Annotated in this window: 17 protein-coding genes; 10 read left to right on the forward strand and 7 right to left on the reverse strand. The window is 73.4% G+C overall.

What is annotated here, in order from left to right:
* Nucleotides 1–3: 3 nt before the first annotated feature.
* Nucleotides 4–708, forward strand: coding sequence for a sugar transferase (locus tag GA0070622_RS23005; protein ID WP_091578515.1), 705 nt, complete (start codon nucleotides 4–6; stop codon nucleotides 706–708).
* A gap of 117 nt (nucleotides 709–825) precedes the next feature.
* Here the strand turns inward: GA0070622_RS23005 and GA0070622_RS23010 are convergent, their stop codons facing one another.
* The 4 genes from GA0070622_RS23010 to GA0070622_RS23025 all read right to left on the reverse strand — a co-directional run bounded on the left by GA0070622_RS23010 (nucleotide 826) and on the right by GA0070622_RS23025 (nucleotide 5,839).
* Nucleotides 826–2,184: a glycosyltransferase gene (locus tag GA0070622_RS23010; protein ID WP_091578518.1), complete on the reverse strand. Its 1,359-nt coding sequence runs from the start codon at nucleotides 2,182–2,184 to the stop codon at nucleotides 826–828.
* A gap of 121 nt (nucleotides 2,185–2,305) precedes the next feature.
* Nucleotides 2,306–3,631: a lipopolysaccharide biosynthesis protein gene (locus GA0070622_RS23015; RefSeq protein WP_176710564.1), complete on the reverse strand. Its 1,326-nt coding sequence runs from the start codon at nucleotides 3,629–3,631 to the stop codon at nucleotides 2,306–2,308.
* The gene (locus tag GA0070622_RS23020) at nucleotides 3,628–4,962 is read right to left on the reverse strand and encodes an O-antigen ligase family protein (protein ID WP_091578524.1); all 1,335 of its coding nucleotides are present in this window, start codon (nucleotides 4,960–4,962) and stop codon (nucleotides 3,628–3,630) included. The genes GA0070622_RS23015 and GA0070622_RS23020 overlap by 4 nt, the downstream gene beginning before the upstream one ends.
* 148 nt (nucleotides 4,963–5,110) lie before the next feature.
* On the reverse strand, nucleotides 5,111–5,839 hold the full coding sequence (locus tag GA0070622_RS23025; protein ID WP_091578527.1) for a sugar phosphate nucleotidyltransferase: 729 nt from the start codon (nucleotides 5,837–5,839) through the stop codon (nucleotides 5,111–5,113).
* Nucleotides 5,840–5,988: 149 nt separating this feature from the next.
* Here GA0070622_RS23025 and GA0070622_RS23030 point away from each other — a divergent pair, with 149 nt between their 5' ends.
* Nucleotides 5,989–6,918, forward strand: coding sequence for an NAD(+)/NADH kinase (locus GA0070622_RS23030; RefSeq protein WP_091578530.1), 930 nt, complete (start codon nucleotides 5,989–5,991; stop codon nucleotides 6,916–6,918).
* A 4-nt stretch (nucleotides 6,919–6,922) separates the two neighbouring features.
* Here GA0070622_RS23030 and pgm read toward each other — a convergent pair whose 3' ends face one another.
* Together pgm and glgC are read right to left on the reverse strand one after the other, a co-directional pair.
* Nucleotides 6,923–8,563, reverse strand: coding sequence for a phosphoglucomutase (alpha-D-glucose-1,6-bisphosphate-dependent) (gene pgm / locus GA0070622_RS23035; RefSeq protein WP_091578533.1), 1,641 nt, complete (start codon nucleotides 8,561–8,563; stop codon nucleotides 6,923–6,925).
* A gap of 33 nt (nucleotides 8,564–8,596) precedes the next feature.
* Nucleotides 8,597–9,829 carry a glucose-1-phosphate adenylyltransferase gene (gene glgC, locus GA0070622_RS23040; RefSeq protein ID WP_091578535.1) on the reverse strand — a complete coding sequence of 411 codons (1,233 nt, stop codon included), beginning with the start codon at nucleotides 9,827–9,829 and terminating at the stop codon, nucleotides 8,597–8,599.
* A gap of 94 nt (nucleotides 9,830–9,923) precedes the next feature.
* On the opposite strand from glgC, the gene glgA reads away from it, so the two are divergent.
* The 5 genes from glgA to GA0070622_RS32665 all read left to right on the forward strand — a co-directional run bounded on the left by glgA (nucleotide 9,924) and on the right by GA0070622_RS32665 (nucleotide 18,190).
* Entirely contained in the window at nucleotides 9,924–11,117 is a 1,194-nt protein-coding gene (gene glgA, locus GA0070622_RS23045) for a glycogen synthase (RefSeq protein WP_091578538.1), read from the forward strand.
* Nucleotides 11,118–11,231: 114 nt separating this feature from the next.
* Nucleotides 11,232–11,999 (forward strand): class I SAM-dependent methyltransferase, encoded by a 768-nt coding sequence (locus tag GA0070622_RS23050; protein ID WP_091578541.1) that lies wholly within the window; start codon nucleotides 11,232–11,234, stop codon nucleotides 11,997–11,999.
* Between the two features lie 104 nt (nucleotides 12,000–12,103).
* Entirely contained in the window at nucleotides 12,104–14,200 is a 2,097-nt protein-coding gene (locus GA0070622_RS23055; protein WP_091578544.1) for an alpha-1,4-glucan--maltose-1-phosphate maltosyltransferase, read from the forward strand.
* Nucleotides 14,188–16,290, forward strand: a complete 2,103-nt coding sequence (gene glgB / locus GA0070622_RS23060; protein ID WP_091578546.1) for a 1,4-alpha-glucan branching protein GlgB — start codon at nucleotides 14,188–14,190, stop codon at nucleotides 16,288–16,290. The genes GA0070622_RS23055 and glgB overlap by 13 nt, the downstream gene beginning before the upstream one ends.
* Before the next feature lie 232 nt (nucleotides 16,291–16,522).
* Nucleotides 16,523–18,190, forward strand: a complete 1,668-nt coding sequence (locus GA0070622_RS32665) for a hypothetical protein (protein ID WP_176710565.1) — start codon at nucleotides 16,523–16,525, stop codon at nucleotides 18,188–18,190.
* A gap of 456 nt (nucleotides 18,191–18,646) precedes the next feature.
* Here GA0070622_RS32665 and GA0070622_RS23070 read toward each other — a convergent pair whose 3' ends face one another.
* Nucleotides 18,647–19,687, reverse strand: a complete 1,041-nt coding sequence (locus tag GA0070622_RS23070) for an App1 family protein phosphatidate phosphatase (protein WP_245666759.1) — start codon at nucleotides 19,685–19,687, stop codon at nucleotides 18,647–18,649.
* A gap of 118 nt (nucleotides 19,688–19,805) precedes the next feature.
* Here GA0070622_RS23070 and GA0070622_RS23075 point away from each other — a divergent pair, with 118 nt between their 5' ends.
* The 3 genes from GA0070622_RS23075 (at nucleotide 19,806) to GA0070622_RS23085 (ending at nucleotide 22,966) form a co-directional block, all read left to right on the forward strand.
* A complete protein-coding gene (locus GA0070622_RS23075; RefSeq protein ID WP_176710601.1) occupies nucleotides 19,806–21,383 on the forward strand; it encodes a hypothetical protein in 1,578 nt (525 codons plus the stop codon).
* 16 nt (nucleotides 21,384–21,399) lie between these two features.
* Nucleotides 21,400–22,203 (forward strand): peroxide stress protein YaaA, encoded by an 804-nt coding sequence (yaaA, locus tag GA0070622_RS23080; protein ID WP_091578552.1) that lies wholly within the window; start codon nucleotides 21,400–21,402, stop codon nucleotides 22,201–22,203.
* A 109-nt stretch (nucleotides 22,204–22,312) separates the two neighbouring features.
* On the forward strand, nucleotides 22,313–22,966 hold the full coding sequence (locus tag GA0070622_RS23085) for a hypothetical protein (RefSeq protein ID WP_091578555.1): 654 nt from the start codon (nucleotides 22,313–22,315) through the stop codon (nucleotides 22,964–22,966).
* Nucleotides 22,967–22,989: the final 23 nt, after the last annotated feature.

Below are 22,989 nucleotides of genomic sequence, written 5' to 3' on the forward strand. Positions count from 1 at the left end.
GCCATGGGCCGCACCCGCCTGCTCGGTCCGCGCGGCGACGAGGCGGCCAAGCGCGCCGTCGACCTGACCGTCGCCGTCCTGGCGCTCGTCCTGACCGCGCCGCTCCTGGCGGCCGCCATGCTGGCGGTGCTGCTCCGGATCGGCGCACCGGTCCTGTTCGTGCAGGAACGCACCGGGCGGCACGGGCGACCGTTCCGGATCTACAAGCTGCGCACGATGACCGACGACCGGGACGCGGACGGCGAGCTGCTGCCCGACGCGGTCCGCTGCCCACCGACGGGCCGGCTGTTGCGACGGCTCAGCATCGACGAGCTGCCGCAGCTGTGGAACGTGCTGCGCGGCGACCTGAGCCTGGTCGGCCCCCGTCCCCTGGTGCGCCAGTACGACCCCTGGTACACCGAGCGCGAACGGCAGCGGTTCCTGGTCCGTCCGGGCCTCACCGGTCTGGTGCAGATCAGCGGGCGCAACGGCCTGACCTGGGATGAGCGGCTCGAGCTGGACGTCCGCTACGTCCGGGAGCGGTCACTCGGGCTGGACCTGCGGATCCTCCTGCGCACCGCCCGGGCGGTGCTCGTCGGCACCGGCGCCTCGGCCACCGCGCGGGCCCGGACGGTCGACCTGGACGCGGAACGGCGGGCCTGGCTCGCGGTCGCCGGCCGGTCCGTCGGTCCGGCGGCACACAACCTGCCGAGCGCCCCGCGGAGCTGACCGTCCGGGCGCGACCCGAACGCGCCGCCCACGGTCGCCCGGACGCGACGACGCCGGAAGACGAGAGGAACGCTCCCCGCACCGTGGCGGTGCGGGGAGCGTTCGCGCCGCAGCGGATCAGACGGGCTGCCGGCGGCGGGCCTTCCCGTCCGCGGCCTCCCGGAGGATCTGCAGGTAGGGGCCGAGCTGGTCCTCGCGGAACAGGCCGTCGGTCGCGGTGGCCGGCACGACCGGCAACCGGCCCGTCCGCTCCTTGACGTCGAGCCACTCCCGCAGCTGGGCCGCGATCATGGCCGGTTCGTTGTGCACGACCCCGGCACCCCGGTCACGCAGCAGCTTCGCCGCCACCCCGCCCTCGTACCCGAGCAGCAGGATGGGACGCCGGGCCTGGAGGTAGTCGAAGATCTTGCCGGTGACGGTGCCTGCGTCGCGGGGGTCGTTCCACATGAGCAGGACGAGCGCGTCGGCGTCCGCCTGGACGCGCCAGGACTTCTCCTGCGAGACCTGCCCGAGGAGGGTGACCGAGTCGGCCACCCCGGCGCGCTCGACGGCGGCGCGGACGATCCCGTGATCCACCCCGGCGAAGACCACGTGCACCCGGGCGGCATCCGGCCCGAGCAGGGCGATCGCGTCGAGCAGCGGACCGGGGTCACGGCGTCCCGGGTAGACGTATCCGGTGTGCGCCAGCGTCAACGTGGCGCGCCCCCGACTGTCACCGAGCGCCCCGGCGTGGGCGGACTCCGCCGGCACGGGCCTGCGGTCGATGCCGTTCATCACCACGCGGGTGTCCACGCCGAACGTCCGCCGGACCGTCTCCGCCAGCGGCTCCGACACGGTCACGCAGGTCGTCACCGACCGCAGGACGCGTCGCTCCAGGCGCTCGTCGACCGCCCGGCGCGGCGCCGACCGCACCCAGTACTCGTTCCCGACGGACCAGAGGTCCCGGTAGTCGGCGACCCAGGGCACGCGCAACCGCCGGGCGATCGACGCCGCGACCAGGAAGCCGGAGAACGGCGGCCCCGACACCAGCACGACGTCGGGCCGCCACCCGTCCGCGGCCTGACGGAACGCGCGCACGGCCGGACGGATCCAGTTGACCTGCGCGTCGGGGACGAGGACCTCCAGACCGGCCCGCACGAGCGCGCGGTTCACTCCGGCCCGGAGCCGGCGCAGTGGCGGCGTGCGTCCGGCGGAACCGCCGTCCGGCGGTGCGGCCGCCGTCGAGGTGGGTCGGGGAATCCGGGGTGCGGGCAGAGCGCGGATCACCTGCGCCTCGGGCAGTGGGGTCCGTTCGCCACCCTGGTCCGCGCCGATGGCGGTCAACACCCGCACGTCCCAACCGTGCTGGTGAGCGAAGGCGGCCAGGGCCGCGGGCCTTCGGGCACCGACCGTCTCCGCGGGTGGAAAGTGATAGGACACGATCAGCAGGCGCCGCGTCGTTCCGGAATCCGCGTGTGTATCGGTCACGATCCGCACTCCGACAAGTCATGGTGAGAGCACCGCATCTCGGCACACTCCTTTCTGGTCGTGCAAAGGATCAACGAGCCTTCTCAGGTGAAGACATGGCAAGAAGGTCAAGCTGCCGCGCCGAGACACCTCAACCCTGTGACACGAGCTGGGGCGCGGAACGCGACTCACGCCCGGCCCGACTGGCCACCGTCACGACCCGGAGCGACATCAGCCAGCCGACGCCGTACGCCAGGGCGCCGGCGACGCCGAACGCCCAGATCGCGGTCAGCGGAGAGCCGCCGAGCAGCGCTACCAACGAAACCGTTCCCGCGACCGCGACCAGACGACCGACGTCCCAGGCGAGTTGCAGCCCCTGACGCTCGAACACGACCAACGTCTGCGAGAGCGGGGACGCGATGAACTGAGCGGCCATGAAGACGGCCATGGCCTGGGCGAAGCTGCCGCTGCTGTGCCACTGCGGCCCGAATATCAGGGAGAACGCCATCGGCGCGCCGACCACGACGGCGAGCGCGCTGACGGCAGCGATCAGCGCCAGCTTCCGGCTCGCGCTCACGAAGACCCTCCGGCTCCCGGCGGGTGCCTCGCGGGCGGTCCGGGCGATCTCCGCCAGATAGACCTGGGCGACGGCAGAGGCCACCAGGGCGGCGGGCATCGCGATCACACGCTGGGTCAGCCCCAACCAACCGGCGACGGTGCTCCCGTACCAGAACGCGATGAGCAGGACGGGCAGCTGGGTACCGAGGATGTTGAGCAGACCGGACGGAGCCATGAGAAGCGGAAACCGTCGATACCGGCGGGCCACCGCCAACAGCCGCGGCCTGTGGTCCGCCGGTGCCGCCGCGCCACGCCGACCGGCGTCCCGGAGGAGGACGACGGCGGCCACCACCTGACCGAACCCGAAGCCGAGTGTCAGTCCGCCGGTACGCAGACCCGCCACTCCGGCCACGATCTGCGTGACCACGACCCCGGCTGACTGGAACAGGTTGCGCCGTCCGATCGCCCCGTACCGACGATGCCGGACGGCGAGTTGGTTGAGCACGAGGACCACACCCATCGCCGCGGCGGAGGGCGGGACCACCCACAGCCAGGGCGCCAGCTCCGGCTGGTCGAACCACCGGGCCACCTCGTCGCCCGCCAGCAGCACCAGGACCGCTCCCAGGCCCCCGGTCGCGCACACCGCGACGAGCCCGAGAGTCACCAGCGCGCGGGCGACGCCATCCCGCTCGGCCAACGGGATCGCCATCTCGAACCGGAGCGCCGCCACCGTGCCGACGGTGACCGCCAACGCGGTGACGACGGTGAGGTGGCCGAAGTCAGCCGGGCGATAGAGCCGGGCCAGCAGCGGCGCAGCCGCCAGGGCGAGAAGTTGCCCGCCCGCGGATCCGGCGGCGACGCTGATGACCCCGCGCCGGCCCGCCGACAGCGTCGGCCGTGCGGAGGTCCGCCACCTCACCCGGCGGCCTTCGACGGTCCGGTCCGCGGACGCGCCCCGGCCTCCCTCGAGGTCGGTACGAGGAATCGCGAGGCGTCGGCACGACCGGTGGCCGAGTGCCGGGCCGGTTGCTCGCCGGCGCGTCGGGACGGGGTCGTCCGGGTCGCTCCGGCCAGAACGAGCACTCCGAGGGCCAGCGCGGCGAACAGGGGACGGTCGCCGTTGACGTCGCCGGACGTCGAGACCGCGACCGCGTAGAACGTCACCAGGGCGAGGGCGAACCCGGCCGCGGCGTCCCGCCGGCTCGACCGCCAGAGGCCGACGGCCACCACCACGACGGCCAGGGCGAAGGCGCCGGCCACCCACCAACCCGACTCCGCCGGTAGCTCGAGCCACAGATTGTGCGGGTAGTTGTGCACCGGCATGTCGGCGTAGTAGCTCCAGTTGCCGAAACCGACGCCGCCGGGGTGCTCGGCGATCATCGGTAGGGTCACGTCGCGCATCGCAGCACGCGCACTGCCGTGCAACTCCTCGCTCGGGTCGACCACGAAGGCGTACACCCTCGGGGGCAGCAACGACGGCAGGGCGATCACGGTCAACACCAGAGCACCCATCAGCGCCAGGCCGACCCATTCGCGTCGGGTCCGTCGGATCTTCAGCCGGAGCCCGGCGAGCACGAGGACGAAGAGGGCCACCACCGCCGCGAGCAGCGGCCCTCGGGAGCCGGTCGCGAACAGGCCGAGAAGGAGCAGCGTCCCCGCGCCCGCGGCCCACCAGACGGACAGACGTTTCTGCAGGTACAGCCAGGTGAGCGCCACGATGGCGCCACCGATCGCCCGCGCGACCCAGATCGGATTGGCACCGAACCCGGTCGCCCGGCCGTTCTCCGGATCACCGACCAGGGCGGCGACCGCGAGCACCAGACCCGACACCACGAAGACCGCGGCGAAGGCGTCGACGTCCCGTCGCCCCCGCAGCACCGCGACCGCCAGCGCGGCGAACAGCGTCAGGGTCACCAGGAGGACGAACTTCTGCTGGCCGTACTCCGTCTGAGGCGGCTCGAGGATCGGCGGCAGGGCCAGGATCCCGAAGGTCGCCAACACCCAGAACAGCACCACCCTCGCCCGGGACGGCCGGCTGAGCACCTCGTGCAGGAGCAACGGAACCGCCAGGACCACCGCGGTGATCAGGAGCCCGCGGCCGACCAGCCGCGGAAACAGGTCGAAGTTGAGAAGCGCCACCACGACGACGGCCCGCACCACGACCGAGGCCACGGTGGCTTGGGGCCGTGGCCGCTCCTGCCCGCCCGGCCCGCCCACGGCCGTCGGGCCACGGCTGCCGATCATCACCATCTCGCGCGTTCCTTCCGGGCAACGCCGGTTGTCCGACCAGGGACCGAGCCCGCCGGCTGCCGCCTCGTCGTGGCCGGCACGGCCGCACCGCCCGGGTGCGGGGATCCCGTCACCGGCCGGTAACGGCGGTCGGGCATCTGTGCTCCGGTCATGCCCGCGTCGGCGCGCCGGCGGGCAGCAGCATGTCCCGGACGTCGGCGAAGCACCGGTTGGCCTCGTCGTAGTCCTCGGGGCGGCCGATGTCGAGCCAGTAGCCGTCGAACTCGTAGCCGGCGGGCGGCTCCCCCCGGCCCAGCAGGTCGAGCACCAGTTGGTCGAACCCGAACGGCTGCCCCACCGGGTAGTGGGCGATGGTGCTCCGGGAGAGCCCGTAGACACCCATGCTCACCCGGTAGTGCAGGACCGGCTTCTCGGCGAACGACGTGATCTTGTCGCCGGCCAGCTCCAGCACCCCGAAGTCGATCTTGACGGTGCGCCGGTAGGTGGCGACCGTCAGCGGCGCGCCCGACCGGGCGTGCGTGGCCAGCAGGTCGGCGTAGTCGAGATCGGTGAGCACGTCGCCGTTCATCACCAGGAAGTGCTCGGGCAGGCGGTGCCGAATCCCGAAGAGCGGACCGATGGTCGACAGCGGCTTGTCCTCCTCGACGTAGTCGACGTTCAGCCCGAACCGGGAGCCGTCGCCGACGAACGCCCGGATCAGCGCGCCGAGGTGGTTGATCGCCAGCGTCACGTGGCTGAAGCCGCGGTCGGCGAGCTGACGCAGCACGATCTCGAGGATCGCGTAGCTCTCCCCGATCGGCACGAGTGGCTTCGGCAGCGTGGAGGTGTAGGGACGCAGTCGAACCCCCGCACCGCCCGCCATGATCACAACATGCATCGACTCTCCACTCGTCCCCCGCTCCACCTCGCGTCCAACGAGCCTGGCCCACGGTTGGGTACGGAAAACACCTGTTCGGGGGGCGTTTCCCGGCGTCGTGCCGTCCGGTAAGCCCGACGGTCCACGCGCCGCTGTGGTGAGCTGTACCGGTGGCGGGCTATGTGTTCGGGCTGGTGCTGCACCCCACCCGCGACGTCTCCGAGGTGGTGGGGACGATCGCGCGCTGGGCGGCGCAGCACGGCAAGACCCTGGCCGTCCGCTGCGAGGACCGGCACCGCGTGCCGACCTCGGTGGAGGCGGTGCCCGCCTGCGACCTGGCCGACCACTGCGACGCGCTGATCAGCATCGGTGGCGACGGCACCATGCTGGGCGCGCTGCGGATGGCCGTCCGCGACCCGAAGCCGGTGCTCGGGGTGCACCTGGGACGGGTGGGCTTCCTGGTCGAGGTGGAGCCGCCGGACCTGCCCCGGGCGCTGGAACGCCTGGTCGCGCGCGACTTCACCATCGAGTCGCACGCCTGCCTGGCCTGCGACGTGTGCGGTGACGACGTGGTGGCGTTCAACGACATCGCGCTGGTCCGCCAGCCCGGCGCCGGTTTCGTCACGGCCACCCTGGCGGTGGACGGCCAGCGGTACGGCTACTACCGGTGCGACGCGCTGGTGGTGAGCACGCCGACCGGCTCGACCGCGTACAGCTACGCCGCCGGCGGGCCGTTGATCTCGCCGGCGACGGAGGCGCTGGTGGTGACGCCGTCGGCCCCGATGGCCGGGATCTCCCGCTCGGTGCTGCTGTCGCCGCACGAGAGCGTGCACCTGGAGCTGCGGCCGGACTCGGCGCCGGTGGCGGTGGAGATGGACGGGTTGCTGATCCGCGAGGCGGCGACCGAGGGTTCGGTGCACGTCCGGTACGTCCCGGACGCCGGTCGGGTGGTCCGCCTCGATCCGCGCCGCTATCAGGAGCGTAACCAGCTCAAACTGAGCCTGCTGGACCTGCCGCTGCTGCCCGACCAGCTCCGCGAGCTGCTGCCGGACGGGTTGCGGGAGCAGCTCAACCGCCGGGAGCTGCCCCCGCCCCGGTGACGTCTCAGCCGCCGAGCACGCCGTCGACCAGCGACTTGGCCTCCTCCTGGATCCGGGCCAGGTGCTCCGGGCCCTGGAACGACTCGGCGTAGATCTTGTAGACGTCCTCCGTGCCCGACGGCCGGGCGGCGAACCAGCCCGACTCGGTGGTCACCTTCAGCCCGCCGATCGCGGCGCCGTTGCCGGGCGCGGTGGTGAGGACGGCGGTGATCGGCTCGCCGGCCAGCTCGGTGGCGGTGACCTGCTCCGGCGAGAGCTTGGCCAGGACGGCCTTCTCCTCGCGGCCCGCCGGGGCGTCGATCCGGGCGTACGCGGGGGCGCCGAAGCGGTCGGCCAGGTCGGCCCAGTGCTCGCTCGGGGTCCGCCCGGTGGTGGCGATGATCTCGGCGGCGAGCAGGCAGAGCAGGATGCCGTCCTTGTCGGTGGTCCAGGTGCTGCCGTCGCGGCGCAGGAAGGACGCGCCGGCGCTCTCCTCGCCGCCGAAGCCGACCGCGCCGTCGAGCAGCCCGGGCACGAACCACTTGAAGCCGACCGGCACCTCCAGCAGCGGCCGGCCCAGGTCGGCCGCGACCCGGTCGATCATCGAGGAGGAGACGAGCGTCTTGCCCACCGCCGCGGCCGGGCCCCACTGCTCGCGGGTACGGAACAGGTGGCCGATCGCCACCGCCAGGTAGTGGTTGGGGTTCATCAGCCCGCCGTCCGGGGTGACGATGCCGTGCCGGTCGGCGTCGGCGTCGTTGCCGGTGGAGACCGCGAACCGGCCGCGGGCGGCGATCAGCGAGGCCATCGCGTTCGGCGACGAGCAGTCCATCCGGATCTTGCCGTCGCCGTCCAACGTCATGAACCGCCAGGTGGGGTCCACGGTCGGGTTGATCACGGTGAGGTCGAGGCGGTGCCGCTCGGCGATCTCCCCCCAGTACGCGACGCTCGCCCCGCCCATCGGGTCGGCGCCGATGCGCACCCCGGCGTCCCGGATCGCGTCGATGTCCAGCGCGGCGGGCAGGTCGTCGACGTAGCGGGCGAGGAAGTCGTACTCCCCGGTGGTGTCGGCGGCGCGGGCCCGCGCGTACGGGATGCGCTTCACCTCCTTGAGCCCGGCGGCGAGGATGGCGTTCGCGCGGTCCTGGATCCACTTCGTGACGTCGGTGTCGGCGGGGCCGCCGTTGGTGGGGTTGTACTTGAAGCCGCCGTCGGACGGCGGGTTGTGCGACGGGGTGATGACGATGCCGTCGGCGAGGGCCGAGGTGCGGCCCCGGTTGTGGGTGAGGATGGCGTGCGACAGCGCCGGGGTGGGCGTGTAGCCGTCCCGGCTGTCGCGCAGCACGGTGACCTCGTTGGCGGCGAGGACCTCCAGCGCGTCGGCCTCGGCGGGCGCGGAGAGCGCGTGGGTGTCGCGGGCGAGGAACAGCGGGCCGTCGAGGCCCTGCTCCCGCCGGTAGTCGCAGAGCGCCTGGGTCACGGCGAGGATGTGGTCGGAGTTGAACGCGTTGCGCAGGCTGGACCCGCGGTGCCCGGACGTGCCGAAGGAGACCTGCTGCGCCGGGTCGCTCGGGTCGGGGTGCTCGGCGTAGTAGGCGGTGACCAGCCGGGGCACGTCGACCAGGTCGGCGGGCTCGGCGGGCTTACCGGCACGGGGGTGGGGCACGACGGGATCCTCCTCGGGGACCGGTGGGACGGGTCAGGGCTCGACGCGCTGACCCTTGCCGATGACGACGATGCCGTTGTCGGACACGGTGTAGCGCTGGCGGTCCTTCTCCAGGTCGACGCCGATCTCGGCGCCTTCCGGAACGTAGACGTTCTTGTCCAGGATCGCGCGGCGGACGACCGCGTGCCGGCCGATCTCGACACCCTCCATCAGGACGGCGCCGTCCACGTGCGCCCACGAGTGGACCTTCACCTTCGGCGACACGATCGAGTTCTCCACCAGCGAGCCGGAGATCACCGAGCCGGGCGAGACCATCGAGCTGACCGCCCGGCCGACCCGCTCGCCCCAGGCGTGCACGAACTTGGCCGGCGGGTACGGCGGCTGCTCGGTGTAGATCGGCCAGTCGAAGTTGTAGAGGTTGAACACCGGGTGCACGTTGATCAGGTCCATGTGGGCGTCGTAGAACGAGTCGAGCGTCCCGACGTCGCGCCAGTAGCCGCGGTCCCGGTCGGTGCTGCCCGGCACCTCGTTGTCCTTGAAGTCGTAGACGTTGGCCTCGCCCCGCTCGACCAGCATCGGGATGATGCTGCCGCCCATGTCGTGCTTGCTGGTCTTGTCCTCCGCGTCGCGCTCGACCGCCTCGCAGAGCGCCCGGGTGGAGAAGACGTAGTTGCCCATCGAGGCGTAGATCTGGTCCGGCGCGTCGGGCAGCCCGACCGCGTCGGTGGGCTTCTCGCGGAACGCCCGGATCCGCCGGCCGTCCTCGCCGACCTCGATCACGCCGAACTGGTCGGCCATCGACAACGGCTGGCGGATGCCGGCCACTGTCACCCCGGCGCCGGAGGCGATGTGGTCCTCCACCATCTGCCGGGGGTCCATCCGGTAGATGTGGTCGGCGCCGAAGACGATCACGTGGTCGGGCTGCTCGTCGTTGATCAGGTTGAAACTCTGGTAGATGGCGTCGGCCGAGCCGGCGAACCACCACGGGCCGCGCCGCTGCTGGGCGGGCACCGGGGTGACGTAGTTGCCGAGCAGCGTCGACATCCGCCAGGTCTTGGTGATGTGACGGTCCAGCGAGTGGGACTTGTACTGGGTCAGCACGACGATCTTGAGAAAGCCGGCGTTCGCCAGGTTGGAGAGGACGAAGTCGACCATGCGGTACATCCCGCCGAAGGGGACGGCCGGCTTCGCCCGGTCGGTGGTCAGGGGCATCAGGCGCTTGCCCTCCCCGCCGGCCAGGACGATCGCGAGCACCTTGGCAGCCATGGTCAGACGCTATCCACCCCGCCGCGACTTCACCACTCGGACGCCCACACTTGCGCACCGGGTGCGATCCGGCGCTCTGCACTAGGGTGCGGGCATGGCACCGATGCGCGTCGACCTGCTCACCCGTGAATACCCGCCGGAGGTGTACGGCGGGGCCGGGGTGCACGTGGAATACCTGGCCCGTGAGCTGCGCCGACTCGCCGACGTGCGGGTGCACTGCTTCGGCGCGCCGCGGGACGAGGCGGGCGTCACCGCGTACGCCGAGCCGGCCGCGCTGGCCGGTGCGAACGCGGCGCTGCGCGTCATGGGTGTCGACCTGGAGATGGCCGCCGGGGCCGCCGGCACCGACGTGGTGCACAGCCACACCTGGTACGCCAACCTGGCCGGGCACACCGCCAAGCTGCTGCACGGGGTGCCGCACGTGGTGACCGCGCACAGCCTGGAGCCGCTGCGCCCGTGGAAGGCCGAGCAGCTCGGCGGCGGGTACGCGCTGTCGTCCTGGTGCGAGCGGACCGCGTTCGAGGCCGCCGACGCGATCGTCGCGGTGAGCGCGGGGATGCGGCGGGACGTGCTCACCGCGTACCCGGCGGTGAACCCGGACCGGGTGCGGGTGGTCTACAACGGCATCGACACCGCGCAGTACGCCCCGGACCACGGCACGGACGTGCTCGACCGGCTCGGCATCGACCCGGGGAGGCCCAGCGTGGTCTACGTCGGGCGGATCACCCGGCAGAAGGGCCTGCCGTACCTGCTGCGGGCGGCCCGGGAGCTGCCCGCCGACACGCAGCTGGTGCTGCTGGCCGGCGCGCCGGACACGCCGGAGATCGGCGCCGAGGTGGAGGAGCTGGCCGCCGAGCTGCGGGCGACGCGCTCGGGGGTGGTCTGGGTGGCGGCCATGCTGCCCAAGCACGAGGTGATCCAGGTGCTCACCCACGCCACGATCTTCGTCTGCCCGTCCGTCTACGAGCCGATGGGCATCGTCAACCTGGAGGCGATGGCCTGCGAGACGGCCGTGGTGGCCACCGCCACCGGCGGCATCCCCGAGGTGGTCGCGGACGGCGAGACCGGGCTGCTGGTGCCGATCGAGCAGGCCGGCGACGGCTCGGGCACCCCGCTGGACCCGGAGCGCTTCGTGGCCGACCTGGCGGCGCGGATGAACGAGCTGCTGGCCGACCCGGACCGGATCGCGGCGTTCGGCGCGGCGGGGCGGCGGCGGGCGGTCGAGCACTTCTCCTGGGACGCGGTCGCCCGGCAGACGCTCGAGGTGTACCGCTCGGTGGGGGCGTAAGGAAGGGCCCCTTCTTAACGCCTCCGGTAGAGGAAGGGCCCCTTCTTAACAGCCCGCCAGCGGCACGCCGCGGACGTCGCCCGGTCGCGGCCCGCGGCGGATACAGTCGCCGGGATGTCGGATGCGATCTTCACCCATCCTCGACTCGCGCCGGTCTACGACGCGTTCGACGGCGACCGGGACGACCTGGACGCGTACCTCGCCATCGCCGACGAGCTGGACGCCCGCGTGGTGCTCGACCTCGGGTGCGGCACCGGGAACCTGGCCCTCCTGCTCGCCCGGCACGGCCGTACCGTCGTGGGCGTCGACCCGGCCGAGGCGTCGCTGGACGTCGCGCGGGCGAAGGACGGCGCGGACCGGGTCCGCTGGATCCGCGGCGACGCCACCACGCTGCCGCCGCTGCGCGCCGACCTGGCCACGATGACCGGGAACGTGGCGCAGGTCTTCCGCACCGACGACGACTGGGAGCGGACCCTGCGGGGCGTGCACGCCGCGCTGCGCCCCGGCGGTCACCTCGTGTTCGAGACCCGCCGCCCGGGGCGCCGCGCCTGGGAGGAGTGGGCGGACACCGCGCCCGTCACCCGGGACGTGCCGGGCGTCGGGCCGGTGGAACAGCGCCTCGAGGTCACCGTGGTCGACCTGCCGCTGGTGTCCTTCCGGTACACGTACCGGTTCCTGACCGACGGCGTGACCCTCACGTCGGACTCCACGCTGCGGTTCCGCGACCGCGACGAGGTCGAGGCGAGCCTGACCTCGACCGGCTACCGGGTGACAGACGTGCGGGAGGCGCCCGACCGCCCCGGCCGGGAGTTCGTGTTCGTCGCGCACCGTGTGGACCAGCCGCTCGGGTGCAACGCCACGGGTGGGTCGGCGCCCGTTTGACACCCGTGCCGTCGCACCCGCCGAGCACCACGCACAGGGCGGCGGAAGGGGTGCATCCAGGGCGCAGCCGAGCGCGAGAGGATCTCGCGCAGTAGGTTGAGCGGGTGACTGGACGGTTCCCGATCGAAGACGTCTCCCCCGTCGTCTCCTGCGGTCGCTACCCGGCCAAGGCGGTGGTCGGTGAGCTGGTGCCGGTGTCGGCCCGGGCCTACCGCGAGGGCCACGACGCGCTGGGCTGCAACGTGGTCTGGCGCGGCCCGGACGGCGACGCCCGCCCGTTCACCCGGATGCGGCCCGGCGAGCCGGGCCAGGACCGGTGGCACGCCACCATCCGGCCGGACGCGGTCGGCGAGTGGCGGTTCACCGTGGAGGCGTTCCAGGATCCCTACCTGACCTGGCAGAACGCGGTAACCAAGAAGCTCGCCGCCGGCCAGGGCGCGGCCGAGCTGGCCAACGACCTGGCCGAGGGCCTCCGGGTGCTGACCGCCGCGCTCGACCTGGTGCCGAAGGCCGACCGGGACCGCGTACGCGAAGCCGTGACGACGCTGGGTGACGACGACCTGGAGCTGCCGCGGCGGGTGAGCCCGGCGCTCGACCTGGCCGACCTGCTCTGGGAGCACCCGGTCCGCGAGCTGGTCACCGCCGGCGACGAGCGGACCCTGTGGGTGGACCGGCCCCGGGCGCTCTTCTCCGCCTGGTACGAGTTCTTCCCCCGCTCCGAGGGCGCGATCCCGGCCACCGCCGACGCGCCCGCCCGCTCCGGCACGTTCGCCACCGCCGTCGACCGCCTGCCCGGCGTCGCGGCGATGGGCTTCGACGTGCTCTACCTGCCGCCGATCCACCCGATCGGCCGGGTCAACCGCAAGGGCCGCAACAACGCGCTCACCGCCGGGCCGGACGACGTCGGCTCGCCGTGGGCGATCGGCGCGGCCGAGGGCGGCCACGACGCCATCCACCCCGACCTGGGTACGCCGGAGGACTTCCGCGACTTCGTCGCGGCCGCCGCCGAGCAGGGCCTGGAGGTGGCGATGGACCTGGCGTTGCAGTGCGCGCCGGACCACCCGTGGGTCACCGAACACCCGGAGTGGTTCACCACCCGGGCCGACGGCAGCATCGCCTACGCGGAGAACCCGCCGAAGAAATACCAGGACATCTATCCGCTGAACTTCGACAACGACCCCGAGGGCATCCGGGCCGAGGTGCTGCGGGTGGTGCTGCACTGGGTCGGTGAGGGCGTGAAGATCTTCCGGGTCGACAACCCGCACACCAAGCCGTTCGACTTCTGGCACTGGCTCATCGCCGAGGTCAAGAGCGTGGACCCGGACGTGCTCTTCCTCGCCGAGGCGTTCACCCGGCCCGCGATCATGCACGGGCTCGGCAAGATCGGCTTCACCCAGTCGTACACCTACTTCACCTGGCGCACGACGGCGGCCGAGATGCGGGAGTACTGCGAGGAGCTGGTCGCCTCCGCCGACTGGATGCGCCCGAACTTCTGGCCCAACACACCGGACATCCTGCACTCGTCGTTGCAGCACGGCGGGCCGCCGATGTTCAAGATCCGGGCGGTGCTGGCGGCACTGCTCTCCCCCTCCTGGGGCATGTACGCCGGCTTCGAGCTGTTCGAGCACGTCGCCCGCCCGGGCGCCGAGGAGTACCTGGACAACGAGAAGTACGAGCTGCGGCCCCGGGACTGGGACGGCGCGCTGGCGCAGGGGCGGTCGCTGGCGCCGTTCATCGGCACGCTCAACCGGGTCCGCCGGGACAACCCCGCCCTGCACCAGCTGCGCAACCTGCGCTTCCACGACATCGACAACCCGGCGCTGCTCTGCTGGTCCAAGCACGACCCGGAGAGCGGCAACACGGTGATCGTGGTCTGCTCGTTCGACTCCCGCACCGTGCAGTGGGGCAACACCACGCTCGACATGCCGGCGCTCGGCTTCGACTGGCACGAGCGGTTCACCGTGCACGACGAGCTGACCGGCGCCGGGTACGACTGGGGGCAGCGCAACGCGGTGCGCCTCGACCCGTACCTGCAACCGGCACACGTGCTCACCGTGCGCCGCCCGGCGCCACCGGCCGCCGCCGAGCCGGAGCACCCGGCCGCGCCGGACCTGACCGTCGAAGACGTACCCGCCGACCTCTCCGGCGGCACCGCACCGACCGCACCGGCCGGGAAGGACGACGCACGATGGACCAGCTGATCGCCGGCGAGGTACACGACCCGCACGCCGTGCTCGGCGCGCACCCGGCCGACGGGAACACCACGATCCGGACGCTGCGCCGGGGCGCGGGCGAGGTGACGGTGCTCGTCGACGGCGAGCGGCACCCGACGAAGCGGGTGCACGACGTCGGCGTCTTCGAGGCGGTGCTCCCCGGCGAGGTGCTCGACTACCGGGTCGAGGTGGACGGCACCACGCACGACGACCCGTACCGGTATCCGCCCACGCTCGGCGAGCTGGACCTGCACCTGATCGGCGAGGGGCGGCACGAGCGACTCTGGGCGGCGCTCGGCGCCCGGGTCTTCGACGAGGGCGTGGCGTTCACCGTCTGGGCGCCCAACGCCCGCGGCGTGCGGCTCGTCGGCGACGTCACCGGCTGGGGCGCGGACGACGGCTGGCCGATGCGCTCGCTCGGCTCCAGCGGCGTGTGGGAGATCTTCGTGCCCGGCATGCCGGCCGGCAGCCGGTACAAGTACCGCGTGCTCGGCGCCGACGGCCGGTGGCGGGACAAGGCCGACCCGATGGCCGCCCGCACCGAGGTGCCGCCGGCCACCGCGTCGGTGGTCCACGAGTCACGGTACGAGTGGAACGACGCCGACTGGCTGGAGCGGCGGGCGAGGCGGCAGCCGCACCAGGAGCCGATGAGCGTGTACGAGGTGCACCTGGGCTCCTGGCGCCCCGGCCTGAGCTACCGGGAGCTGGCCGAGCAGCTCACCGCGTACGTGCTCGAGACGGGCTTCACCCACGTGGAGTTCCTGCCGGTGATGGAACACCCGTTCGGCGGCTCGTGGGGCTACCAGGTCACCGGCTACTACGCGCCCACCGCCCGGTTCGGCGACCCGGACGACTTCCGCCACCTGGTCGACCGGCTGCACGCCGCCGGCATCGGCGTGATCCTCGACTGGGTGCCGGCGCACTTCCCCAAGGACGAGTGGGCCCTGGCCCGCTTCGACGGCACCCCGCTCTACGAGCACCCCGACCCGCGCCGCGGCGAACACCCCGACTGGGGTACGTACGTCTTCGACTTCGGTCGCAACGAGGTCCGCAACTTCCTGGTCGCCAACGCGCTCTACTGGCTCGACGAGTTCCACGTCGACGGGCTCCGGGTCGACGCGGTCGCCTCGATGCTCTACCTCGACTATTCCCGCGAGGAGGGGCAGTGGGCCCCGAACGTGCACGGGGGCCGGGAGAACCTGGAGGCCATCGCGTTCCTCCAGGAGGTCAACGCCACGGTCTACCGGCACCACCCGGGCGTGCTCATGATCGCCGAGGAGTCCACCGCGTGGCCGGGCGTCACCAGGCCGACCTCCGACGGCGGGCTCGGGTTCGGGTTCAAGTGGAACATGGGCTGGATGCACGACACCCTGCTCTACACCTCGAAGGACCCGATCTACCGGCAGCACCACCACCACCAGCTCACGTTCTCCCTCGCCTACGCCTGGAGCGAGAACTACGTGCTGCCGATCAGCCACGACGAGGTGGTGCACGGCAAGGGGTCGCTGACCGGCAAGATGCCCGGCGACACCTGGCAGCGGCTGGCGAACGTGCGGGCGCTGCTGGCGTACATGTGGGCGCACCCCGGCAAGCAGTTGCTCTTCATGGGCTGCGAACTCGCCGACGACCGCGAGTGGAGCGAGGAGCGCGGCCTCGACTGGTACCTGCTGCACGACCCGGCACGCGCCGGGGTGCAGCGCCTGGTCGCGGACCTGAACCGCGCCTACCGGGCCACGCCGGCGCTGTGGGCGCAGGACACCGACCCGGCCGGCTTCCGCTGGATCGCCGGCGACGACGTGGCCAACAACGCGGTCTCGTTCATCCGGATCGCCCCGGACGGCCAGACCCTGGTCTGCGTGGCCAACTTCTCCGCCCTGCCGCTGGACGACTACCGGATCGGCCTGCCCGCCGGTGGGACGTGGACCGAGGCGCTCAACACCGACGCGCACCACTACGGCGGGTCCGGGGTGGGCAACCTGGGCGCGGTGCACGCGGAGAACGTGCCGTGGCACGGGATGCCGGCGTCGGCGGCGCTGCGGGTGCCGCCGCTGGGCGTGCTCTGGCTCCGGCGGGACTGACTCCCGTTTTTCGCGATATGACGCTGGGTCATAATTATGACTCAGTGTCATATCCGATCCAGGTGATCCCTCGTCGATGTCCATCACGATGAGTGACGTAATCCGCGCCGCAGCATCACTCCGGGTCGAGATCGGACGCTCCCCCATCCGCCCGCCTGAACCGGCACCGGCCGGCTCCCCGTATCCCCGTACGGATGCCGGACACCCGTGACGACGAGGCGGAGGAGCTTCGATGGCGTGGAGCAGGGGCACAACCAGGCGGCGCAGGGCGACGGCGGGCCCGTCCCGCAACCGGAAGATCGCCGGCGGGGTGGCGTTGGCGCTGACGGCGGGGGCGGCGTTCGCGGTCGCCACCGGCACCGGCCAGGCGGCCGAGAGCTGCGCCGGCCTGGACGGCGCGCTGCGCATCAACCTCACCTTCATCGCCGACCAGCGCCGCGACCCGGACGCCAACTCGGCCGACCGGATCGCCAACCGGCTGGCGGTGGTCGACCTGATCCGGCAACGGCGTGCCGCGGCCGGCTGCGCCGGCACGATCGAGGTGGCCGGCGCCACCTGCCCGGGCGTGCCCTGGGAGCAGGCCATGGCGGTCGAACTCGACCGGGCCTGGGCGGTCACCGAGCAGATGCGCGGCGAACGCTCCGGGCAGCTGGTCGACCCGCAGCTGACCCAGGCCCGGGTCCAGCGGCTCGGTGGCATCTTCGGCGGCATCCGGGGCATCGCGCGGGGTGCCCAGCAGGCGCAGGCCGGCGCCGGCGCCGCCGGTCCCGACGCTGGTGGTGGCGCCGGCGCGACCGGAGGCGGTGCGGCCGGTGCCGGTGCGGCCGGCCCGGGTGCTGGCGCGGTGGGTGGTGCGGGACGGGCCGCCGGCATCATCAACGCCGTCGGGGGCCTCATCGGCCAGATCGCCGGGATCGTGCAGGCCGCCCGGGCCGCCCGCCAGCAGAAGCAGCAGGCCGCCGGACAGGACGGTCAACAGGGCGGCGCGGCCCAGGCCGGCGCGCAACAGGGCGGCGCGGCCCAGGACGACCCCCAGACCGGCGCGAACGACCAAGCCGGCGCGAACGACCAAGCCGGCGCGAACGACCAAGCCGGCGCGAACGACCAAGCCGGCGCGAACGACCAAGCCGGCGCGGGTGAGCAGGCCGGCGCGGGTGAGCAGGCCGACGCGGGTGAGCAGGCCGGCGCGGGTGAGCAGGCCGGCGCGGGTGAGCAGGCCGGCGCGGGTGAGCAGGCCGGCGCGGGTGAGCAGGCCGGCGCGGGTGAGCAGGCCGGCGCGGGTGAGCAGGCCGGCGCGGCCGGTGACGACGGACAGCAGGGCGCGGCCGGTGAGCAGGCGGGCGACGCCGGGGACCGGGTGGCGCAGCGGATCCAGCAGATCCGGGCGCGGATCCAGCAGCTACGGGCTCTGATCCAGCAGATCCGCGCTGCCCGCCAGGCCGCCCGCGATCAGGGCGCGGGCCCGAACCAGGGCGCAGACCCGAACCAGGGCGCGGACCAAAGCGCGGACCAGAACCCGGGCGACGCGGCAGGCGCAGCCGGAGACCAGGACGGGAACGCGGCGGGCGGGCAGCCGGGCGCCGATGCCGGCCTCGCCCCGGGCCAGGACCAGAGCGCCGAGCAGAGCCAGGCGGACAAGAGCCCGGCGGACCAGGGCGGCCAGGACCAGGGCGGCCAGGACCAGGGCGGCCAGGACCAGGGCGGCCAGGACCAGGGCGGCCAAGACGAGGGCGGCCAAGACGAGGGCGGCCAGGACCAGGCAGGCCAGAAACAAGGACAGGCAGGTCAGGGACAGGCTGGCCAGGTGTATCAGGTGGCCGACCCACGCGTCCCCGGCTGTGCCCCCGGCGACCCCGGATCGGACGCCGTCACCCCCGCATCCGCCCCGCCGACCCGCTGACCCGCTGACCCCTGACGTCGATCATGAGGTTGGCGGCACTCTAGAAGATCCACAAGGCCGTCAACCTCATGATCGACGCGGCGGAGGTTGCGATCTTGGTACGAAATGGTCCCTCTGGGGGCCATTTCGTACCAAGATCTCGGGGCTTCTCAGATTTTGGATCGGTGGTCTCGATAGGTGGGTGCAGTGGGGTCGGACGAGCAGTGGCCGGCTCGCGGAGAGCGCGGTCCGGGCCTCACCACCGCAGCGAGCCTCACCCGTCCCAGCGAGAGCCACCGAGGACCAACGCGGACCACCGCGGACCACCGAGGACCACTGCGGACCACCGCGGACCACCGCGGACCCCGAGCCCGTGGAGGACCACCGCGGGTCCCGGACCCGCCGAGGCACACCGACGACCCCCACCCCCGCCCCGGACCGTCCGGCCACCGCCGACCAGCCAAGGGAAGGGGCGGATCAGACCAGGTCGGCTTCGCGGAGGAGTTTCCACAGGCCGGCGCCGTCGGGGGCGCTCAGCCACTTCTGACCCACCGGGCCGGACGAGGAGCGACCCGCGGGCGCGGGCAGGCTGCCGGCCAGCACCGACTGGGTCGGCGACAGCCGCCGGATCGCCACGCCGGCCACGTTGTCCGGGTGGGCGGCGGCGAACTCCCGGTAGATCTCCGGGTCGTGCTGGCCGTCGTCGCCGATGAGCAGCCAGCGCACCTCGGGGAACTCGCGGGCCAGCCGGGCCAGCGTGGCCCGCTTGTGCTCCCGCCCGCTGCGGAACCAGCGGTCGGCCGTCGGCCCCCAGTCGGTGAGCAGCAGCGGGCCGGCCGGGTAGAGGTGGCGGGAGAGGAACCGGGTCAGCGTCGGCGCGACGTTCCAGGCGCCGGTGGAGAGGTAGAAGACCGGCGCGCCGGGGTGGGCGGTGGCCAGGCGCTCGTAGAGCACCGCCATGCCGGGGACCGCGGTGCGGGCGTGCTCGTCGAGGACGAACGTGTTCCACGCGGCGAGCAGCGGTCGGGGCAGCGCGGTCACCATGACCGTGTCGTCGATGTCGGAGAGGATGCCGAACCGGACGTTCGGGTCGAGGATGCGTACCAGCGCCTCCACCGGCTCGGCGTCGGCGACGCTGAGGCGTACGCAGCCCCAGCCGGGGGTGAAGTCGCCCTCGACGACGGTGTCGACGAAGCCGCTGCGGTCGGCGGTCACCTCCTGGCGCACGCCGTTGACCTCGATCATCACCCGGGCGTGCTTGGCCGGCAGGGTGGCGAAGCTGCGCCAGCCCCGCACCTTGTCCAGCCGGCCCCGCCGGCGGGTGTCCGGGCGGCCGAGCAGCACGCGGCAGAGCACCCGCGCCCAGCCGGGGGCGCCGTAGCCCGCGTACGCGATGATGTTGGGCTGCCACCCGGTGCGCTTCAGCCGGCGTTCCACGAGCCCGTGCAGGGCGTCCTCGATGCGGGCGGCGCGGTGCAGTTGCGGCACGGCCAGCTGGTCCGGTGGTGTGGGTGGCACGTAGCAACACTGCCACAACCGACGGGGGCCGGCCACGCGAGTGATCTACGCCGATCCGCCCCGGGCGCCGGCCGGCAGCGTGCCAGACTGCGTCGTGTCGCAGGTGAAGCGGGACGCGATGGGCCGGCCGGACGCGCCGGCGCTGGTGGCGCTGCTGCTCGGCGCGGTCGGGGTCGGCTACCGGCTGGTGCTGACGGTGCTCACGGTGCCCGCCTCGAACAGCGACGAGGCCACGTTCGGCCTGGCCGCCCTGCACATCGCCGGCGGCCACGAACGGCCGGTCTTCCTCTACGGGCAGCGCTACATGGGCGTGCTGGAGTCGTATCTGGCCGCGCCGCTGGTGGGCTGGGCCGGACCGAGTTGGCCGCTGCTGCGGCTGCCGCTGCTGGCGCTCTACGCGATCTTCCTGTGGCTGGCGTACCGGCTGACCCGCCACCTCTTCTCCCCCTGGCTGGCCGTGGTCGTGGTGGGCCTGCTGGCACTCGGGTCGGAACGGGTGGTCCGCGACCAGCTCACCGTGGTCGGCGGCCGGCCCGAGGTCAAGCCGGCGGTGCTGGCGTTGCTGCTGATCGCGGTCGCGCTCGGCGAGGACCGGATCCGGCACCGCTGGCTGGCCACCGGCGGGTTCGGGCTGCTCGTCGGGCTGGCGCTGTGGTCGGACTGGCTGATCGCGCCCTACCTGCTGGTGGCGGCCGTGGTGCTGGTGCTGGCGGTCCCCCGCGAGCTGGTCGGCTGGCCCGGCGTGCTGCTGGTGGCGGGTTTCCTGGTCGGCATCGCGCCGGTGGTGAAGGACAACCTGGTGGCGCCGCCGGGGCAGGACTCGCTGTCGGTGCTGCGGGAGGTCAGCACGAAGGAGGGCGTGGCGCCGACGATCGTCGACCGGGTGCGCGGCGGGCTGCTGGAGGGGGTGCCGTTGGCCTCCGGGCTGTGCCCGATGGACGGCTGCGCGCGCTGGGCACAGTGGTTCGGCGTGCTCTACCCGGTGCTGCTGGTGGCCGCCGCCGGGCTCGGGCTGGTCGCGTACCGCCGGGCCGGAGACCACGCCGCGCGGGTCCGGGCCGCGGCGGTCCTCGCGCTGGTCGTCGGCGCGGCGTTGACCCTGCTGGTGTACGTGCGCAGCCCGCTCGCCGCGACCGACCCGCTGGGCAACGCCCGCTACCTCTCGGTGCTGCAGATCTCGTTGCCGGCCGTGCTCTGGCCGCTCTGGCTGGCCGCCGCGCACGCGCTGCGCGCCACCGCCGGCCGGGTGGCCCGGCTGGGCGGTGTCACGGCCGCCGCGGTGCTGGCCGGGCTGACCGCCGCGGCGGTCGCCGGCACGGCGGCGTTCCTGGCCCACGCCCCCGGGGTACGGGCCGAGGAGATGTCCGCCCGCCGGCTGGCCGACACGGTGCTGCGGTCCAGCCTGCACGAGGTGTACGGCGACTACTGGACCTGCAACCGGCTGATCTTCAACACCGGCGAGGCGGTGGCGTGCGGGGTGCTGGACGGCAACCTGACGCCGGGGCAGAACCGCTACCCGGCGTACTGGCAGCGGGTGGGGCGGGCGGACCGGCCCGGGTACGTGGTGGCGGTCGGCTCGTCGGCGGAACGCGGGCTGCGGCGGCTGCTCGGCGACCGGGCCGACGCGGCGCTGGTGGCCGAGGTCGGCGACAGTCGCGTCTACCACCCGGACCGCGCCGTGCGACCGTGGCGCTGAGCCCGGCCCGTACGCTGTGCCGGTGCTCATCCTGCTCCCCCCGTCCGAGGGCAAGGCCGAGGCCGGCACCGGCCGGCGGCTGGACCTGTCGCGGCTGTCCCTGTCGGAGCTGAACCCGGCCCGGGAGGCGGTACTGACCGCACTGGTCGACCTCTGCGCCGGCCCGGACGAGGCGGCGGCCCGGGACGCGCTGGGCCTGAGTGAGGGCCAGCGCGGCGAGCTGCGGCGCAACGCCCGGCTGCGGGCGGCGGCCACCGCGCCGGCCGCCCGGCTGTACACCGGGGTGCTCTACGAGGCGCTCGACCTGGCCACGCTGCCCCCGGCGGCGGAGCGGGCCGCCCGCCGGTCGGTGCTGATCAGCTCCGGCCTGTGGGGCGCGGTCCGCCTCGCCGACCGGATCCCGCCGTACCGGTGCCCGATCGGGGCGCGCCTGCCGGGCGTCGGGGCGCTGTCGGCGTACTGGCGGTCCGCGATGGGGCCGGTCATGACGGCGGCCGCGGGCACCGGTCCGGTGCTCGACCTGCGCTCCGGCGCGTACGCGGCCACCTGGACCCCGCGCGGGCCGCTCGCCGAGCGCACGGTGACGGTGCGGGTGCTGCACGAGCGGGTGGTGGACGGGACGCCGACGCGCTCGGTGGTGAGCCACTTCAACAAGGCGACCAAGGGCCGGCTGGTCCGGGACCTGCTCCTCGCCGGCACCCGCCCGCGTACCGCCGACGCGCTGGTGGGCGCGCTGCGCGAGCTGAAGTACACGGTCGAGGAGGGTCCCCGGGCCATCGGCCGGCCCCGGCAGCTCGACCTCGTCGTCGCCGATCTCTGAGGGCCGGCGTTCGCGCAAATTTTGCTCAAGGCTCGGGCGCAGCGGTTCCCCGACCCGGCGGGGCAGGCCACGGTAGAGGGGCCCCGACGCCGACCAAGGAGCTGTGCCGATGCTCTCCGAGCCCACCACGCTGCTCGACCGGCCCCGCCCGTCGTCGCCGCCACCACCGCTGGACTGGCTGACCCTGGCCGACGCGTTCGAGGTCGCCTGCATGGTGCGGTGCACGCCACCCCCGGCCGCGGACGTCCGCCGGTTCGACGTCGACCCCTACCGGGGCGGGGTCGCGGAGTTCAACCGGGAGGACGCGGCGCAGCGGATGCGGCAGCTGCTGGGCCGCCTCGACGTGCCGGTGGAGCACGAGCTGACCACGGGCGGCCTGCGCCGGCGGTTCGAGCTGCACCGGCTGTCGGTGCCCGTCGAGCACCGGCCGGCGTACGCGGCCGTGCTGGCGGCCGGCTGGCGGCAGGGCCGACGCGAGCTGCTCGGCGGGCCGGCCCCCGGCGCCTCGACGGCACGCCGGATCTGGCGTCCGCGCCTGGCGGCGGCGGCGTGGCGGGCGGCGCTGCTCGCCGGCGGCCGGCACGTACGCCGGCACTGCCTCGGCATCCGGCTGGCCGACCGCGACCTGGCGGCGGTGCTGGTGCGCGGCGCGGCCCTGCTGGAGGTGCCGGCGGCGCTGCGGCCCGGCTCGGGGTGCTTCCTGGTGAGCGTGCCCAACGGCAAGCACCGGGCCCGGATCACCGAGAGCGCCGAACTGGGCTGAGGACAGCGCCCGCGCGGGCGGGC

Origin of the sequence: Micromonospora sediminicola, from assembly GCF_900089585.1 — a bacterium.
GTDB classification, from domain to species: domain Bacteria; phylum Actinomycetota; class Actinomycetes; order Mycobacteriales; family Micromonosporaceae; genus Micromonospora; species Micromonospora sediminicola.

Bases quoted from the DNA above. Each gene is read 5' to 3' on its own strand.
- glgA (WP_091578538.1), top strand. From the start codon at position 9,924: ATGGCACCGATGCGCGTCGACCTGCTCACCCGTGAATACCCGCCGGAG.
- GA0070622_RS23020 (WP_091578524.1), bottom strand. From the start codon at position 4,962: ATGGTGATGATCGGCAGCCGTGGCCCGACGGCCGTGGGCGGGCCGGGC.
- GA0070622_RS23075 (WP_176710601.1), top strand. From the start codon at position 19,806: ATGGGCCGGCCGGACGCGCCGGCGCTGGTGGCGCTGCTGCTCGGCGCG.
- glgB (WP_091578546.1), top strand. From the start codon at position 14,188: ATGGACCAGCTGATCGCCGGCGAGGTACACGACCCGCACGCCGTGCTC.
- GA0070622_RS32665 (WP_176710565.1), top strand. From the start codon at position 16,523: ATGGCGTGGAGCAGGGGCACAACCAGGCGGCGCAGGGCGACGGCGGGC.
- GA0070622_RS23025 (WP_091578527.1), bottom strand. From the start codon at position 5,839: ATGCATGTTGTGATCATGGCGGGCGGTGCGGGGGTTCGACTGCGTCCC.
- GA0070622_RS23005 (WP_091578515.1), top strand. From the start codon at position 4: ATGGGCCGCACCCGCCTGCTCGGTCCGCGCGGCGACGAGGCGGCCAAG.
- GA0070622_RS23085 (WP_091578555.1), top strand. From the start codon at position 22,313: ATGCTCTCCGAGCCCACCACGCTGCTCGACCGGCCCCGCCCGTCGTCG.
- GA0070622_RS23050 (WP_091578541.1), top strand. From the start codon at position 11,232: ATGTCGGATGCGATCTTCACCCATCCTCGACTCGCGCCGGTCTACGAC.
- glgC (WP_091578535.1), bottom strand. From the start codon at position 9,829: ATGGCTGCCAAGGTGCTCGCGATCGTCCTGGCCGGCGGGGAGGGCAAG.